This is a genomic window from Roseovarius sp. TE539, assembly GCF_003298505.1.
In the GTDB taxonomy this organism is placed as follows: Bacteria; Pseudomonadota; Alphaproteobacteria; order Rhodobacterales; family Rhodobacteraceae; genus Roseovarius.
Genome location: NZ_QNGB01000005.1, coordinates 71,505 through 87,408, shown reverse-complemented (window position 1 = coordinate 87,408; position 15,904 = coordinate 71,505). Strand labels below are relative to the sequence as shown.

14 protein-coding genes are annotated in these 15,904 nt (G+C 65.9%); 10 read left to right on the top strand and 4 right to left on the bottom strand.

What is annotated here, in order from left to right; translation table 11 throughout:
* Window positions 1-76: 76 nt before the first annotated feature.
* Entirely contained in the window at window positions 77-376 is a 300-nt protein-coding gene (locus tag DQW77_RS04960) for a septum formation initiator family protein (protein ID WP_113257208.1), read from the bottom strand.
* A gap of 134 nt (window positions 377-510) precedes the next feature.
* Here DQW77_RS04960 and DQW77_RS04955 point away from each other — a divergent pair, with 134 nt between their 5' ends.
* Window positions 511-2,190: an acyl-CoA dehydrogenase family protein gene (locus tag DQW77_RS04955; protein ID WP_113257082.1), complete on the top strand. Its 1,680-nt coding sequence runs from the start codon at window positions 511-513 to the stop codon at window positions 2,188-2,190.
* A gap of 35 nt (window positions 2,191-2,225) precedes the next feature.
* Here DQW77_RS04955 and DQW77_RS04950 read toward each other — a convergent pair whose 3' ends face one another.
* Both DQW77_RS04950 and DQW77_RS04945 read right to left on the bottom strand, forming a co-directional pair.
* Window positions 2,226-3,119: a fructose bisphosphate aldolase gene (locus DQW77_RS04950; protein WP_113257081.1), complete on the bottom strand. Its 894-nt coding sequence runs from the start codon at window positions 3,117-3,119 to the stop codon at window positions 2,226-2,228.
* A gap of 116 nt (window positions 3,120-3,235) precedes the next feature.
* The gene (locus DQW77_RS04945; protein WP_113257080.1) at window positions 3,236-4,420 is read right to left on the bottom strand and encodes a phosphoglycerate kinase; all 1,185 of its coding nucleotides are present in this window, start codon (window positions 4,418-4,420) and stop codon (window positions 3,236-3,238) included.
* Between the two features lie 124 nt (window positions 4,421-4,544).
* Here DQW77_RS04945 and DQW77_RS04940 point away from each other — a divergent pair, with 124 nt between their 5' ends.
* The 4 genes from DQW77_RS04940 to DQW77_RS04925 all read left to right on the top strand — a co-directional run bounded on the left by DQW77_RS04940 (window position 4,545) and on the right by DQW77_RS04925 (window position 7,444).
* A complete protein-coding gene (locus DQW77_RS04940; RefSeq protein WP_113257207.1) occupies window positions 4,545-5,051 on the top strand; it encodes a peptidylprolyl isomerase in 507 nt (168 codons plus the stop codon).
* On the top strand, window positions 5,044-5,592 hold the full coding sequence (locus DQW77_RS04935) for a peptidylprolyl isomerase (RefSeq protein ID WP_113257079.1): 549 nt from the start codon (window positions 5,044-5,046) through the stop codon (window positions 5,590-5,592). Before DQW77_RS04940 ends, DQW77_RS04935 begins: the two co-directional genes overlap by 8 nt.
* Window positions 5,589-6,368 carry a DUF4336 domain-containing protein gene (locus DQW77_RS04930; protein ID WP_113257078.1) on the top strand — a complete coding sequence of 260 codons (780 nt, stop codon included), beginning with the start codon at window positions 5,589-5,591 and terminating at the stop codon, window positions 6,366-6,368. Before DQW77_RS04935 ends, DQW77_RS04930 begins: the two co-directional genes overlap by 4 nt.
* Window positions 6,369-6,475: 107 nt before the next feature.
* Window positions 6,476-7,444, top strand: coding sequence for a DUF3179 domain-containing protein (locus DQW77_RS04925; RefSeq protein WP_113257206.1), 969 nt, complete (start codon window positions 6,476-6,478; stop codon window positions 7,442-7,444).
* Window positions 7,445-7,493: 49 nt separating this feature from the next.
* On the opposite strand, the gene DQW77_RS04920 is transcribed toward DQW77_RS04925, so the two are convergent.
* The gene (locus tag DQW77_RS04920) at window positions 7,494-9,035 is read right to left on the bottom strand and encodes a trimethylamine methyltransferase family protein (RefSeq protein WP_113257077.1); all 1,542 of its coding nucleotides are present in this window, start codon (window positions 9,033-9,035) and stop codon (window positions 7,494-7,496) included.
* Between the two features lie 515 nt (window positions 9,036-9,550).
* Here DQW77_RS04920 and cysS point away from each other — a divergent pair.
* The 5 genes from cysS to tig all read left to right on the top strand — a co-directional run bounded on the left by cysS (window position 9,551) and on the right by tig (window position 15,863).
* Window positions 9,551-10,999 (top strand): cysteine--tRNA ligase, encoded by a 1,449-nt coding sequence (gene cysS, locus DQW77_RS04915; protein WP_113257076.1) that lies wholly within the window; start codon window positions 9,551-9,553, stop codon window positions 10,997-10,999.
* A gap of 261 nt (window positions 11,000-11,260) precedes the next feature.
* Window positions 11,261-12,880 carry a citramalate synthase gene (gene cimA, locus DQW77_RS04910; protein WP_113257075.1) on the top strand — a complete coding sequence of 540 codons (1,620 nt, stop codon included), beginning with the start codon at window positions 11,261-11,263 and terminating at the stop codon, window positions 12,878-12,880.
* Complete coding sequence (locus tag DQW77_RS04905; protein ID WP_258523674.1) at window positions 12,877-13,614, top strand: trans-aconitate 2-methyltransferase; 738 nt, start codon at window positions 12,877-12,879, stop codon at window positions 13,612-13,614. The genes cimA and DQW77_RS04905 overlap by 4 nt, the downstream gene beginning before the upstream one ends.
* A 5-nt stretch (window positions 13,615-13,619) precedes the next feature.
* The gene (locus DQW77_RS04900) at window positions 13,620-14,396 is read left to right on the top strand and encodes a squalene/phytoene synthase family protein (protein WP_113257074.1); all 777 of its coding nucleotides are present in this window, start codon (window positions 13,620-13,622) and stop codon (window positions 14,394-14,396) included.
* Between the two features lie 129 nt (window positions 14,397-14,525).
* Entirely contained in the window at window positions 14,526-15,863 is a 1,338-nt protein-coding gene (gene tig, locus DQW77_RS04895) for a trigger factor (protein WP_113257073.1), read from the top strand.
* The last annotated feature ends 41 nt before the right edge of the window (window positions 15,864-15,904 follow it).

Here is a 15,904-nt window from a genome sequence, read left to right as displayed (position 1 = left end):
GCAGGCGCTCTTCGGCCCTTCCGGGCCGCCTCGCGAGGTGGGCAGGCAACGGCGTGGCGGCCGGGTATCGACCCGTTCAGCGGATCACCAGCTCATCGGCACGGAGCAGGCCGAGCACGTCGCGGGCCTGCTGATCCAGAAGATCGAGGTCAAGGTATTCGTCCGACAGGCGACGGGTGAGATTCTCCATCCTTGCGACCCGCGCTTCTATCTCCTCGAGGCGCGTCCGCAATTCGCGTGTCTCGGCCTCGATCTCGGCACGGCTGAAGATGCCGTAATCGCCCTGCACCGCGGCAAACGTGAAATAGCCGCCGATGGCGCAGGCGAGGGTGAAGTAGACCAGAACCCCGATCGCGGGGCGGTTGCCTTTGGACATGTCTGCACTGCCTCTGCCTTTGCGCCTCTTGCGGACGCCGCCAACACAATGCCACAGAGCGGCAAGCATGTGAATCCCCTTTCCCTGATCCGGTTTGCGGCGTTACCCTGCATGCATGGCGAGGGAGGCGGCCGATGACACATTCTCCAGCGCGCAGCGACCTGGGCACGCACGAGGTTCTCAACCAGCCCGAGGACCCGGGTGATACGGATCTCTGGGCGCAGGACCCTGCATTGCGTGATCACGCCGGCGCCGCCGGGGCCGATTCCGGGACGCTGGCGGCCTATGGTGCGCTGATGGGCCGTGCCGGGATGCGCGCCGCCGGGCGCGATGCCAACCGGCACCCGCCGGAAGCGGTGCTTTTCGATGCAGGTGGGCGGCGTCTGGACGAGGTAAGGTTCCATCCCGCGTACCACGAGCTGATGCGGGCCGGAATGAAGGCTGGTTACGCGGCCACCGCCTGGGAGCCGGGTGATGGCGGGCACGCGACACACGCCGCAATGGTGTATATCACCAGCCAGGTCGAGCCGGGCGTCTGCTGTCCGATGACGATGACCTACGCGGCGGTGCCCGCCATCGGGACAGATACCGGAACGGCCCGCGACTGGGCGGCGAAACTGCTGGCGCGGGAATACGATCCTCGGCCGGTTCCGATGGCGATCAAACACGGCGTCACCATGGGCATGGCGATGACCGAGAAGCAGGGCGGATCGGACGTGCGTGCCAATACGACCACGGCGCGGCGCAGCGAGGACGGGCATGTCCTGCATGGTCACAAGTGGTTCTGTTCGGCGCCGATGTCCGACGGGTTCCTGACGCTGGCACAGTCCGAGGGCGGGTTGACCTGTTTTCTGGTGCCCCGCTGGCTGGAAGGGGAACGCAACGCCATTCGGATCCAGCGCCTCAAGGACAAGCTTGGCAACCGCGCCAACGCTTCGGCCGAGATCGAGTACGCGGGCGCGCGGGCCATCCGTCTGGGAGAGGAGGGCGAGGGCGTGCGGCGCATCATCGAGATGGTGCACCATACGCGGCTTGATACGGCGATGGCACCGGCGGGCCTCATGCGGGCGGCGATCGGGCATGCCCATCACTGGGTCAGCCACCGAAGCGCCTTCCAGAAGCGGCTGATCGATCAGCCCCTGATGCGCCGCGTGCTGGCGGACCTGGCGCTGGACTGGGAGGGGACGCTCGCGCTCGGGCTGCACGTGGCGGGCCGGTTCGGCGGCGGGGATCCCGCCGAGGGCGCTTATGCGCGGCTGGCGGTCGCTTTGGCCAAGTTCCTTGGCAACAAGCTGTGTCCCGGAGTGATCTACGAGGCGATGGAGGCGATCGGCGGCATGGGTTACGTGGAGGACACGCCGATGCCCCTTCTTTACCGCGAGGCGCCGCTCAACTCCATCTGGGAAGGGTCGGGCAACGTGATCTGTCTCGATATCCTGCGCACCCTGCGACGTGCGCCCGAGGCGGGCGATCTTCTGAGCGACGAACTCGGTGCTGCCGCGGGGACGAACCGGGGGTATGATGCCGCTCTGAGAGCGCATATGGAGCGGTTTCCAAGCCTGCCCGACGAGGGGTTGGCGCGCTGGTATGCCGAAAGCATTGCGACGCTTCTGACCGCGTCGGTCCTGATCAGGCAGGCCCCAGCCGCGGTTTCGGAGGCGTATGTTGCGACACGCCTCGCGGGGCCGCGGGGCCGGGTGGCCGGTGCGATTGGCGATGTGGATACGGACCGGATCCTGGCGCGGCTGGACTCCACGCAGCCGGCCCGGGGCGTGTCGCATTCAATCCCGAACGACCCTCAGACCCACGGGTGAGCCCGATCCGGCACGACCTGGGCCAGCCCGCCTTTTCACCCCGCGACGGACGCCTTGTAGATACTTTCGATCGACTGCTCCAGGACACGGTTGAAGTCCGCTTCGGACTGATCCGCCGAGAGACCTTCTGTCAGGGCGCGCGAGAAACTGGCGACAACGCCGGCGTTCCGCGCCAGCCGGGCATTGGCCTCTTCGCGGGTGTATCCCCCCGACAGCGCCACGACACGCAGCACCCGGCCATGCTCAACGAAAGGACGGTAATGGTTATCGGCCTCTGGCAGGGTCAGCTTTAGCATGACATGGCTGTCTTCGGGCAACTCGTCGAGTTGCGCGGCGATCTCTTCGCGCAGGAGGTCTTCGGCCGCCGCCTTGTCACTGATCGAGATCGTCACCTCGGGCTCGATGATCGGCACCAGCCCGTGCGCCAGGATCTTGCGCGCCACATCGAATTGCTGGGCGACATTGGCCCGGATTCCGGACGGCGATGCGCCGTCGATGACCGAGCGCATCTTGGTGCCGAACATGCCCTTTTGCACGGCCCGGGCCAGAACCGCGTCCAGATCGGGCATCGGCTTCATCTGCCGCACGCCGTCCGCCTCGGCCTCCAGCCCCTTGTCGACCTTAAGGAAGGGGACCACGCCGCGATCCTCCCACAGGTATTCGGCAGAAGGCTTGCCACCGATATCGCGGTCCATGGTCTGCTCGAACAGGATGGCGCCGATGATGCGATCCCCCGAGAAGGCCGGGGCGCGGACGATCCGGCTGCGCATCGCGTGGATCAGGTCGAACATCTCGGCGTCCGACGCATAGGCATCCTCGGCGACGCCGTAGAGCCTGAGCGCCTTGGGTGTCGAGCCCCCCGATTGATCGAGCGCGGCGATAAAGCCGTTGCCGGTCCGGATTTTCTCTGCCTGTATCGCTTTGGTCATTGTCCCTGTCCCGCCCGGTGATTTCATGAACTGCGCCGGGTTCTAGGCGAGCGGCCGCGGTGTTGCAATTGTGGTGGCGCTAACGTCTTTACATGGTGGTCGCCGCCGAAGCGCCGTTAGCCCTTGAGCGCCGCAACGCCGGGCAGGTCCCTGCCTTCCATCCATTCAAGAAAGGCGCCGCCGGCGGTGGAGATATAGCTGAACTGCTGGGCTGCATCAGCCTTGTTGAGCGCCGCGACCGTGTCTCCGCCTCCGGCCACGGAGATCAGCTTGCCCTGCCGGCTGAGCCCCGCGGCATAAGCGGCAGCGTCATTGGTGGCGGTATCGAACGGCGCGATCTCGAACGCTCCCAGCGGGCCGTTCCAGATCAGCGTTCTGGCGCGATCGAGGGCCTGCTGGATATGGGCCACGCTCTCGGGACCGGCATCCAGGATCATCGCATCGGCGGGGCAATCCTCGGCCCTGACCGTCTCGTGTTCGGCACCTTCACGGAATTCGCGCGCCACCACCACGTCACGCGGCAGCAGGATCTCGCATCCGGTGCGCGCCGCTTTCGCCGCGATCTCGCGCGCGGTCGCAAGCATGTCATGTTCGCACAGGGACTTGCCGACATCGAGTCCCTGAGCGGCGAGAAACGTGTTGGCCATGCCACCGCCGATCACCAGCTGATCAACCTTTTCGACAAGGTTTGACAGCAGGTCGATCTTGGTCGAGACCTTGGCGCCGCCCACTACCGCGAGAACCGGCCGTTGCGGTGTCGCGAGCGCGGCTTCGAGCGCCTGCAGTTCGGCTTGCATCAGCCGCCCCGCGCAGGATGGCAGGTGATGCGCCACCCCTTCGGTCGACGCGTGGGCACGGTGCGCGGCCGAAAACGCGTCATTGCAGTAGACATCGCCAAGTGCCGCGAGCCTGCGGGCGAAATCGGGATCGTTGGCTTCCTCGCCGGGGTGAAAGCGGATGTTTTCCAGCAGCAGGACCTCGCCGCGCTGCGCCCCGGCTGCCGGCGCCTCGGCGTCCTCGAGTGAATCGATGAAGATGACCGAGCGGCCAAGGGCGGCCTCGACAGCCGGCAACACGGCCCGGAGAGACATGTCCGGCACCACCTTTCCCTTCGGACGTCCGAAATGCGCGATCAGGATCGGTGTGCCGCCCTTAGCCAGAATGTCGTCAACCGTCGGCTTGACGCGTTCGATGCGTGTGGCATCGGTAACCCGGCCTTCCTCGACCGGCACGTTTATGTCCACACGGGTGAGCACGCGCTTTCCGTCGAGGTCCATGTCGTCGAGCGTCTTCCAGGCCATGTCGCCTCCTTTTCAGGACTGTCGCGGGGCCGTCATGGCGCGAAGGCACATCGGCGTCAACCTCGGCGCTTGGCAATCACCGGCCGAGCGCCTAGGTACGGGGCACGATATCAAGGAGGGCCCGATGGCCGAAATCAAAGACCCCGAGAACACGATTCTGCTGGAGCTGAAGGACGGCACCGTCACGATCGAACTGCTGCCCGATGTGGCCCCCGCCCATTGCGCGCGGATGAAGGAACTGGCGCGTGCCGGCCATTATGACAATGTTGCCTTTCACCGCGTCATAGACGGGTTCATGGCCCAGACGGGCGACGTTGCCAACGCGAACATGGAAAACGGGTACAATCCGCGGATGGCGGGTACCGGGGGCAGCGATCTGCCCAACCTCAAGGCCGAGTTCAGCCGCATCCCGCATGACCGCGGAACCATCGGCGCCGCCCGAAGCCAGAATCCCGACAGCGCGAACTCGCAGTTCTTCATCAGTTTCAAGGACAACCATTTCCTCAACGGTCAGTACACGGTCTACGGGCGTGTGGTTTCCGGGATGGAGCATGTGGACGCGATAACGCGCGGAGAGCCGCCGCAGAATCCGGACCGCATGATCAGTGTGAAGGTGGCCGCGGATGCTTAGGCTGGCGGTTGTCCTCGGGATGCTGGCCGCGCCCGCGGCAGGCGATTCCCTCAGAATGGTTGTCGGCGGCGAGGCGCAGGGCACCGTCGAGATCGACCTGTTCGAGGACGTGGCACCGGGCCACGTCAAGCGCGTCGTGTCGCTGGCCGAGGCCGGGGAATATGACGGGGTCGTCTTTCATCGCGTGATCGACGGGTTCATGGCCCAGACGGGCGACGTGGAGTTCGGCGATATCGACGATATCGACATGCGCCGCGCCGGCACCGGCGGCAGTGACGCGCCCGACCTGAAGGCCGAGTTCTCGGAGATCCCGTTCGAGCGCGGTGTCGTCGGCATGGCCCGCAGTCGTGATCCCGACAGCGCCAACAGCCAGTTCTTCATCATGTTTGCGGATGCGCCGCATCTTGACGGGCAATATACCGTGGTAGGGCGCGTCACCTCCGGCATGGATGTGATCGATGACATCAAGCGCGGCAACGCGCGCAACGGTGCGGTCAGCGGTCGACCGGACGTGATGACCCGGGTCACGGCCGCCCCATGAGGTCCACGGGCTACGAGCCGCTGAACACGCTCAAGTCCCCGGCCAAAGGCATATGGCTGATCGACGGGCCGGCAATCATGTCGTACCGCATGCCGTTCCCCACCCGGGCGACGGTCGTGCAGCTGGAGAACGGCGATCTCTGGGTGCACGCGCCAACCGTGCTGACCGATGCGCTGAAGGGGGAACTTGATGCACTTGGTCCGGTCCGTCATCTGATCGTCCCGAACTGGCGTTGCCATGCCAGCATCCCCGACTGGCGGGCAGCCTATCCCGAAGCAGTAACCTGGGCCGCGCCGGGCGCGGTCGCGCGGGCAGAAAGGAAGGGCGTGACGCTGCACTGCGATCACGAACTCGGACCGCAGGCAGAGGCGCCGTGGAGTGGCCAGATCGAGCAGATGATCGTCGAGGGCAGCCGCGTGCATCACGAGGTGGTCTTTTTCCACCGTGAGTCCGAAACCCTTGTCGTCACGGATCTGATCCGGAATTTCGAGACCGCGAAGCTGCCCGTCTGGACGCGGCCGTTCATCTGGGTGATGGGAGTCGATGACAGCGACGGCAAGATGCCTCCCGGCATGCGAATGACCTTCCGGAAGGAGCCGCTGGCCGACAGCATAGACCGGATCATCGCCTGGGCACCGCACCGGATGATCCTGGCCCATGGACGCTGGTACGAACGCGACGCTGTCGGCGAGCTGGAACGCGCCTTTCGCCGTCTGTTGCGCGACCGGCGCTGGGATGCGGTCATGGAGAGGATGAATCGCGACAGGGAGGGCTGAGGCGTCGGCCCTCCGCCCGGCTCACAATCGCGTGGGAGAGGCTAGGCAGATCGGGCGTTACGGCCCATCATGAGCATCACGACGTCCCTGATCCAGAGTGTATGCACATGTTCGTTTTCGCCCGTTTTCTTGCCGTGATGCTTCTCGTGGCGGGATCGGCCCATGCCGAGCCCAGGCTCTGGAAAAACCAGTGGCCGGATACCAATTTCAAGAAGTCCAGCATCGACAACTGGTCCGAGATCATGTCGGGCGGTCCTCCGAAGGACGGCATCCCGGCGATCAGCGACCCGGAATTCCTCAAGGTGTCGGACGAGACGCGAATCGGCGGGAACGAACCGGTTATGACCCTCGAGATCGACGGGGCGGTGCCGCGCGCCTATCCCATCCGCTACCTCACATTTCACGAGATCGTGAATGACACGGTCGGAGGTGTGCCCGTCGCGGTCACCTTCTGCCCGCTTTGCAATTCGGGCATCACCTTCGATCGCCGTGTCGAACAGGGCACGTTGACATTCGGCGTGTCCGGCAAGCTGCGCAATTCGGACATGGTGATGTATGATCGCGAAACCGAAAGCTGGTGGCAGCAGGCCGTGGGCGAGGCAATCGTCGGTGATCTTACCGGCACGGAGCTGAAGATGCTGCCCGGCTGGATGGAAAGCTGGGACACCTTCAAGGCCCGCAACCCCGAGGGCCTGGTGATGGCCGAACCGAACTACCCGCGGCGCTACGGGCGCAATCCTTACGTCTCTTACGACAGTTCATCGCGCCCGTTTCTCTACCGCGGTGAACAACCGCCGCATGGCGTCCCGCCCTTGGTGCGGGTGGTGCGCGTGGGCGACCGCGCGTGGCCCCTGACGCGGGTGCGCGAGGAAGGCGGCGTGACCGAGGCCGGTGTCACGATCAGCTGGGAGTCCGGTCAGGCGTCCGCGCTTGATGCCGAGGTGATCGCGCAGGGCAAGGACGTTGGCAATGTGCGGGTGCGCGACGCAAATGGCAACGACGTGGTGCATGACGTGATGTTCGCCTTTGCCTTCCACGCCTTCTGGCCTGACGGCACCTGGATGCTGGGCAACTGAGTTGCAGGCGCATGCCGTCGCGCGCCTGCCTCCGGATGACCGACCCGGATCAGGCCGGTAGTCGGATGTCGAACCGCCTGCGGATAGCGGCATCGAGCATCGGATCGAACCGGGCCGCGGCGCGTTCCGCAAGGATCGCCTCCTTGCGGGCGCTGGCGCGGGCCACCAGGTCCGGCTTGTCCAGTTCCGCCCATTCCTTTGGCGAGGTGCGGTCGCCCAGGGCCGGGTAGACATGATCGGACTGCATCCGCCCCAATGTCTGCGCCGCGCCGAGGTAATGACCGGGGCCATCAAGGCAGGTCTCGCGCATGACATCCAGGTTGATCGTGTCCTCCGTCACCTCGATCCCGCGGGTGCAGCGCAACGCCTGTCCGATCAGGTCATCCCCGAGGATCAGCGACTCGTGGCAGAACCCCAGCAGCGAGGCATGCATCCCGGCCGCCTCGTAGACCATGTTGAGCCCTGACAAGCCGGCCATGACATTGGAACACATCGCCTCCCAACCGGCCTGCATGTCCGGCAGCTTGGAATCGGCGATCCCGCCCACGGCGCCGCCGGGCAAGTCGTAGAACCGGTGCATCTGCGCGCAGCCGGCGCTCAGCAGGGCCTGTTCACCCGAGCCGCCGGTCATCGCCCCGGTCCGCAGGTCCAGCCCGAAGGGCCAGGTGCCGAAGATGGCCGGATGGCCGGGTTTCACCGCGTTCACGTAGACAAGCCCCGCAAGGCATTCCGCCACCGCCTGCACGATGGCGCCGGCAATGGTCGAGGGCGCGGTAGCTCCGGCCATGCCGGCCGACAGAAGCAACACCGGCATGCCCCCCGCGATACAGGCCTCCATCACCTGGCAGGATTCGGTTGCGAATTTCATTGGCGGCACGACGAAGCAATTGGAATTGCTGACAAACGGCCGGGTGCGCCAGGCATCCTCGCCGCCCGCGATCATGTGAAGCATCTCCAGTGCGGCGGTCACATGGCCGGGCTCGGAGAACGAGGTGCCGACATGCTTGGAAGTGCCCGCACAACAGGCATAGACGGTATTCAGTTCCATCTCGCGGGCGTCTTCGATGTCGCGGGCGACCATGGGGCGCTGGACGAAATGGATATTGTCCAGCCGGTCAGCGATGCGCGCGGCGTCGTGAAGATCCTGCAGGGTGCTTTCGCGGTAGTGCCGGGTCTGGACATCGACCATGTGCACCGCGGCACCGGCGGTGCCGTAATGCACGCGGGTGCCGCCGAGTTGCAGGTCATGGGCAGGGTCGCGGCCGTGCAGCGTGATCCGGCGGTTGGCATGCGCGACCGCGTCTTCGACAAGGGCGCGCGGAAAACGCAGCCGCCCGTCGGCGCCAAGCGTGGCCCCCGCCCTGGTCAGGTGGGCGATGCCACTGGCCGGCGCGTCCGCGAGACCGATTTCCGCGAGCGCGTCGAGGGCAGCGGTGTGAATGCTCCGGACCCCGGCGTCGGTCAGGGGGGCGTAGCTGCCGCCGTCGAGGCCGGCACGGACCGGGCGGACCGCATCCTCAAGCGGGGCGGCGCGGCTGGCGCGGCGCGCGGCGCGCCCGCCCGAACGGCGTGCGGTGGTTGATTCCGTCATGTTGGTGATCCTTGAAAGCTGTCCGTAAAGGGTTGAAACGGGTCAGCTTTCCAGTGGTCCGCCACGCGGGGCCAAGCCCCTTTCCGCGCCGATTGTTCGGACGATCAGAGTGATCTTGCACATCTGCGTCATGGGCGTTTCCTCCTCGCCGGTGGATCAGTGAGGCCCGATTCGGCACCGCGGGTCTGTTCCGAATGCGAAATAATGTCGCAAACGGAACAGACGTGGCCGCACCGACAGCGGCTTCGGCGGTTTGAACGGTCCGACGAGTTTGGACAGGGGTGCGGAAGGGATCTCCGGCCCGGTTCGCGGCGGCATGTCCCCGGGGAGCCGGACGACCGGCCGGTCGGTTGCTTGACCGGCCCGCGGGTTCGGCCTAAGCTCGGTGTCATGACCACGGCAACGACCATTATCTGCTGCATCACCGGCTGAGACATCTCGGCGGGTCGGTCTTCTGTTCCAAACATGAACGCAAGTTGATAAGCCCGCCGCGGGATGCGCGCGCGAGGACATCAATGACGACCATCAGGCTTTACAATACCAGGACCCGGACGAAGGAGGACTTCCGCCCGATCGACCCCGACGACGTGCGCATGTATGTCTGTGGCCCCACGGTCTATGACCGGGCGCATCTGGGCAATGCGCGCCCCGTCGTGGTCTTTGACGTGCTCTACCGGCTGCTTCGGCTTGAATATGGGCCGGATCACGTGACCTACGTGCGCAACTTCACGGACGTTGATGACAAGATCAACGCGCGGGCGCTGGAAAACGTGGGCGGGGACGGCGACGTGACGGCCGAGATCCGGCGGCTCACCGAGCAGACGACGCAGTGGTTTCTTGACGACATGGGCGAGCTGGGCGCGCTGGAGCCCGACCACATGCCGCGCGCCACGCAATACATCCCCCAGATGATCGCGATGATCGAAACGCTGATCGAACGGGGCCATGCCTACGAGGCCGGGGGGCATGTGCTTTTCGCCATCGATAGCTGGCGCGAGAAATACGGGGCATTGTCGGGCCGGTCGGTCGATGACATGATCGCCGGGGCGCGGGTGGAGGTGGCGCCCTACAAGCGCAACCCGATGGATTTCGTGCTGTGGAAGCCGTCCTCCGACGACCTGCCGGGCTGGGAGAGCCCTTGGGGCCGGGGCCGGCCCGGATGGCATATCGAGTGCTCGGCGATGAGTTACGAATTGCTGGGCGAAAGCTTCGACATCCATGGCGGCGGCGGCGACCTGATGTTTCCCCACCACGAGAACGAGATCGCGCAAAGCTGCTGCGCGCATCCGCACGGGGAGTTCGCGAAGCTCTGGATGCACAACGAGATGCTGCAGGTGGAAGGGCGGAAAATGGCCAAGTCCCTGGGCAATTTCTTCACCGTGCGGGATTTGCTGGAAGGCAACTGGGACGGCGGCTGGAAGGTGCCGGGCGAGGTGATCCGGTTCGTGTTCCTGAGCACGCATTACCGCAAGCCGATGGACTGGACGGCGGAGAAGGCCTTTGCTGCTGAGGACAAGCTTAGGAAATGGCACAAACTCGTGAAAGGTATTGAGCTGAACCAGTTCTCGAATTTTGAACATGCGAAGCAATGGGGCATTGTCGATGCGATCGCAAACGATCTGAATACCCCTCTCGCTCTTTCAAGATTGGAAGAAGTTGCAAAATTTGCGGAAGGTGGCAGCGAGGCCACGAAACGTGTCCTAAAAGAGTGCGCCAATTTCTTGGGTCTTTTGACACCTGAAACGAAGGCTTGGGTTACACTCTCCGATGGAATCCTTGAGCACTTCGCTCACAAGCTAGGTGATCTTCGAGAAAGCGCTATGCTTTCCAAAGACTTCTCAGAAGTTGATGCCTTGAAAGCTGCTTTGGTCGATGCGGGCGTAGAAGTTCAAATGTCAAAGGGAGGAGTGTCGCTCGTCGCCAAATCAGGTTTCGACCCCGACAAGCTGGAGGAATTGAAGTGACACGGACCATGGCCAAACGTCCCGCCCGGGCTTGTTCCGGGCAGCGCCCGACCCGCCCTCCCACGGGGCGGGCGCTTTTGGCGGAGGTGGTGATGCAGCCATGGCGTTCGGGGCGTGGGGCGCTGTCGCACGGTGTTCATAAGCGCCCCGTGCGGGCCGGGCGCTGCCAAGGGGCGGTTGGGCGTTCGCGCGGCGGAGTGAGGGGCCGGCCCCTCATGCTCTCCGGAGTATTTGTGGAAAGATGAAGCAGGGAGCGATCTGATGGGCAAGGAACGGCTCTATCTCTACGACACCACCCTGCGGGACGGGCAGCAGACGCAAGGGGTGAGTTTCTCGACCTCCGAAAAGGTCCAGATCGCCGGGGCGCTGGACCATCTGGGGCTGGATTACATCGAGGGCGGCTGGCCCGGTGCGAACCCCACCGACAGCGCCTTTTTCGAGGCTGCGCCGAAGACGCGGGCCACCATGACGGCCTTCGGCATGACCAAGCGCGCAGGCCGGTCGGCGGAGAATGACGACGTTCTGGCGGCGGTTATGAACGCGGGGACGCGCGCCGTCTGCCTGGTGGGAAAGACCCATGATTTCCATGTCGAGACGGCACTGGGAATCACCCTTGAGGAGAACCGCGAGAACATCGCGCGATCGGTCGCGCATGTGGCGGGGCAGGGCCGCGAGGCATTGTTCGATGCCGAGCATTTCTTTGACGGCTGGAAGGCCAACAGGGCGCATGCGCTGGAGTGTCTGCGCGCCGCGCTGGATGCGGGGGCGCGATGGATCGTGCTGTGTGACACCAATGGCGGTACCCTGCCGACCGAGATCGGGCGCATCGTGGGCGAGGTGATGGCCGCGGGCATTCCCGGCGATCGTCTGGGCATTCACACCCATGACGATACCGGCAACGCTGTGGCCGGGAGCCTGGCGGCGGTGGATGCCGGGGTGCGGCAGGTCCAGGGCACGCTCAATGGTCTGGGTGAGCGCTGTGGCAACGCCAATCTTACCACGCTGATCCCCTCGCTGCTGCTCAAGCCGCCCTATGCGGAGCGTTTCGAGACCGGTGTGACCCGTGCCGCGCTGACCGGGCTGACCCATGCCAGCCGACAGCTGGACGACATTCTCAACCGGGTTCCCTTGAAGCAGGCGGCTTATGTGGGCGCCTCGGCTTTCGCGCACAAGGCGGGGCTGCACGCGAGCGCGATCCTCAAGGATCCCTCGACCTACGAGCACGTGGATCCGGAGGTGGTGGGCAACGCGCGGGTCATCCCGATGTCGAACCAGGCCGGGCAGTCGAACCTGCGCCGGCGGCTGGCCGAGGCGGGGCTGGAGGTGGCGCCGGGCGACCCGGCGCTGGCGCGCATCCTGGAGGTGATCAAGGCGCGCGAGGATCAGGGCTATACCTACGACAGCGCGCAGGCCAGTTTCGAATTGCTGGCGCGGCGCGAGCTGGGGCGGCTGCCGGAGTTCTTCGAGGTCAAGCGTTACAAGGTTACGGTCGAACGGCGCAAGAACAAGTACGACCGGATGGTGAGCCTTTCGGAAGCGGTGGTCGTGGTCAAGGTCGATGGCGACAAGAAGCTGTCGGTCAGCGAGTCGATGGACGAGGCGGGGGGCGACCGCGGACCGGTCAATGCGCTGGCCAAGGCGCTGGCCAAGGACCTGGGGCGATACCAGGCGGTGATCGCGGACATGCGGCTGGTGGATTTCAAGGTCCGCATCACCCAGGGTGGCACCGAGGCGGTGACGCGCGTGATCATCGACAGCGAGGACGGGCAGGGGCGGCGCTGGTCTACCGTGGGGGTGAGCCCCAACATCGTAGATGCCAGTTTCGAGGCGCTTCTGGAGGCGATCAACTGGAAGCTCGTGCACGAGGGCGTCGTCGCGTGACCGGACCGGAGGCGATCGCCCGGCTGCACCGCGGCATGACCCGGCAGGGCCCCGGCACGCCGGAGGACGTCCGGTGGGCGCTCGCACGGCTGGATGTCGGCGCGCGGGCGCGGATCGCCGATGCGGGCTGCGGCCCCGGCGCCGACCTGGCGGCCCTGGCCCGGGCGCGTCCCGGGGCACGGATCGAGGGGGTCGAGATGATGGATCACCTGGTCGCGGAGGCGCGCGCGGCCTGCGCCGGGCTGGAGAACGTGACCGTCCGGCAGGGCGACATGGCCGGCCTGACCGGCCCTTACGACCTGATCTGGTGTGCCGGGGCGCTTTATTTCCTCGGCGTGACCGAGGGGCTGCGGCAATGGCGCGGAGCGCTGGCGCCGGGCGGCGCGGTGGCGTTTTCCGAGCCGGTCCTGGAGGAGGATGCGCCCGGGGCGGCGCGGGCGTTCTGGGCGGAGTATCCGGCGATCAGCGATCTGGCCGGCATCGAGGAACGGGTGCGGGCGGCGGGCTTCGCCGTCCTGGATCACCGGCGGGTCGCAGGAGCGGCATGGGCGGGATATTACCGCGAGCTCGAGGGCCGGCTGGATGCGCTGAGCGCTGATCCGGAAGCGGCGGGCGAAGGTCCGCTTGCCGATCTGGTGGCCGCGACACGGCGCGAGATCGCGCTTTGGCAGGCGGTCCCGGAGGCGGTGTCCTATGCGCTGGTGCTGGTGCGGCCGGAACCGGGGGGGCGCTGAGGCGGATGGCGTTCGACGACGATCTCATCGCCTGCGCGCAAATCGTCGAACGCGCCGACCGTGATCGTTTCGCGGCGACCATGGCGGCGCCGGTGGCGGCGCGTCCGGTGCTGTTTGCCGTCTATGCATTCAATGTCGAGGTCGCGCGCGCGCCCTGGGTGACGGGCGAGGCGATGATCGCCGAGATGCGCCTGCAATGGTGGCATGATGTCCTCGGCGAGATCGAGGCGGGTGGTCCGGTGCGCCGCCACGAGGTGGCGACCCCGCTGGCGCGGGCGGTGGACAACGCGGGCGCGGCGGGTCTAAAGCAGCTTGTCGCGGCCCGGCGTTGGGACATCTACCGCGATCCGTTCGAGGACGCGGCGCATTTCGACGCCTATGTCGACCGCACCTCGGGCAACCTGATGCTGGCTGTGGCGCGGGCGCTGGGGCCGGCCGAGGAAGAGGTTGTGCGCGATGCGGGCCGGGCACTGGGGCTGGCCAACTGGCTGCGGGCGGTGCCGGCGCTTGAAAGGGCGGGGCGCGTGCCGCTGGTGGACGGGCGCCCGGAAGCTGTCCGGGCGCTGGCACAGGACGGGCTGGACCGGCTGGTGCGGGCGCGCAAGCGGCGTTCTGCGGTCTCGCGGGCCGCGCGTCCGGCACTTCTGCCGCTCTGGCAGGCGGCCGGAGTGCTGAAGCGGGCCCGGCGCGATCCGGGCCGCGTGGCCGATGGCGATCTTGATCCGCCCCCGGTGAGCAGCCGGCTTGCCCTGATGGCGCGTGCCGCGACCGGGCGCTGGTAGGGCGCGACCGGGCGCCCGGCAGACGCGGCCAAGACTCTGCTTGCAAGCATTGGCGGGCACACCTAGAAGGGCCTCTGATTTCTCCCCACCGCGCGCCCGCGCGGCATACCGTAATGAATGAGGACGACTATGCAGGTCACCGAGACCCAGAACGAAGGCCTGAAGCGCGCCTACAAGATGATCCTGACCGCTCAGGAGCTTGACGACAAGGTCACCGAGAAGCTGGCCGAGGCGCAGCCGGATATCGAGATGAAGGGGTTTCGCAAGGGCAAGGTTCCACTGGCGCTGCTGAAGAAGCAGTTCGGGCAGCGGGTGCTGGGTGAGGCGATGCAGGAAGCCGTGGACGGCGCCATGAGCCAGCATTTCGAGGAGAGTGGCGATCGCCCGGCGGCCGAACCCAACATCCGGATGGCCAACGAGGACTGGAAGGAAGGCGAGGATGTCCACGTGGAGATGTCCTATGAGAAGCTTCCCGAAATTCCCGAGCTCGATCTGAAGTCGATCGAACTGGAAAAGATGGTCGCCAAGGCGGATGATGCCGCCGTGGACGAGGCGCTGGCCAACCTGGCCGAGAGCGCGCAGGATTTCGAGGACCGCGCAGAGGGTGCGACGGCCGAGGATGGCGATCAGGTGGTCGTCGATTTCGTCGGCAAGGTCGATGGTGAGCCCTTCGAGGGCGGCGCCGCGGAGGATTATCCGCTGACGCTGGGATCCGGCAGCTTCATCCCCGGCTTCGAGGAACAGCTGGTTGGCGTGAAGGTCGGCGACGAGACCGCCGTGACCGTCACCTTCCCCGAAGATTACCAGGCCGAGAACCTGGCCGGCAAGGAGGCGGTCTTCGACTGTACCGTAAAGGCCGTGAAGGCACCCAAGCCCGCCGAGATCAATGATGAGCTGGCGCAGAAATATGGCTCGGACGATCTGGAGGGGCTCAAGACCCAGATCCGCGAGCGGCTTGAAGAGGAATACGCCGGGGCCGCGCGCGCGGTGATGAAGCGCCGGCTCCTGGATGCGCTGGACGGGATGGTGGATTTCGACCTGCCGCCGAGCATGGTCGAGGCGGAGGCCAAGCAGATCGCCCATCAGCTCTGGCACGAGGACAACCCGGATGTGCAGGGCCATGACCACCCCGAGATCGAGCCGACCGACGAGCACCGGAAACTGGCCGAGCGGCGGGTCCGCCTGGGTCTTCTGCTAGCCGACTTGGGTCAGCGGGCAGAGATCGAGGTGACGGATCAGGAAATGACCCAGGCGATCATGTCGCAAGCGCGGCAATATCCGGGCCAGGAGCGTGAATTCTTCGAGTTCGTGCAGCAGAACCAGCAGATGCAGCAGCAGCTCCGGGCTCCCCTCTTCGAGGACAAGGTCATCGACTACGTGGTCGAACTGGCCGACGTGACCGAAAAGGAGGTCAGCAAGGACGAGCTGCAGGCGGCCGTCGAGGCGATGGACGACGAGGCCACCTGAGCAATGCCGGGGGCGGCGGAGACCCGAAAGGCCCGCCGCCG

Coding starts and splice junctions, on each gene's coding strand:
- DQW77_RS04955 (WP_113257082.1), top strand. CDS start 511: ATGACACATTCTCCAGCGCGCAGCGACCTGGGCACGCACGAGGTTCTC.
- tig (WP_113257073.1), top strand. CDS start 14,526: ATGCAGGTCACCGAGACCCAGAACGAAGGCCTGAAGCGCGCCTACAAG.
- DQW77_RS04920 (WP_113257077.1), bottom strand. CDS start 9,035: ATGACGGAATCAACCACCGCACGCCGTTCGGGCGGGCGCGCCGCGCGC.
- DQW77_RS04945 (WP_113257080.1), bottom strand. CDS start 4,420: ATGGCCTGGAAGACGCTCGACGACATGGACCTCGACGGAAAGCGCGTG.
- DQW77_RS04925 (WP_113257206.1), top strand. CDS start 6,476: ATGTTCGTTTTCGCCCGTTTTCTTGCCGTGATGCTTCTCGTGGCGGGA.
- DQW77_RS04940 (WP_113257207.1), top strand. CDS start 4,545: ATGGCCGAAATCAAAGACCCCGAGAACACGATTCTGCTGGAGCTGAAG.
- DQW77_RS04960 (WP_113257208.1), bottom strand. CDS start 376: ATGTCCAAAGGCAACCGCCCCGCGATCGGGGTTCTGGTCTACTTCACC.
- DQW77_RS04950 (WP_113257081.1), bottom strand. CDS start 3,119: ATGACCAAAGCGATACAGGCAGAGAAAATCCGGACCGGCAACGGCTTT.
- DQW77_RS04900 (WP_113257074.1), top strand. CDS start 13,620: ATGGCGTTCGACGACGATCTCATCGCCTGCGCGCAAATCGTCGAACGC.
- cimA (WP_113257075.1), top strand. CDS start 11,261: ATGGGCAAGGAACGGCTCTATCTCTACGACACCACCCTGCGGGACGGG.
- DQW77_RS04935 (WP_113257079.1), top strand. CDS start 5,044: ATGCTTAGGCTGGCGGTTGTCCTCGGGATGCTGGCCGCGCCCGCGGCA.
- cysS (WP_113257076.1), top strand. CDS start 9,551: ATGACGACCATCAGGCTTTACAATACCAGGACCCGGACGAAGGAGGAC.
- DQW77_RS04930 (WP_113257078.1), top strand. CDS start 5,589: ATGAGGTCCACGGGCTACGAGCCGCTGAACACGCTCAAGTCCCCGGCC.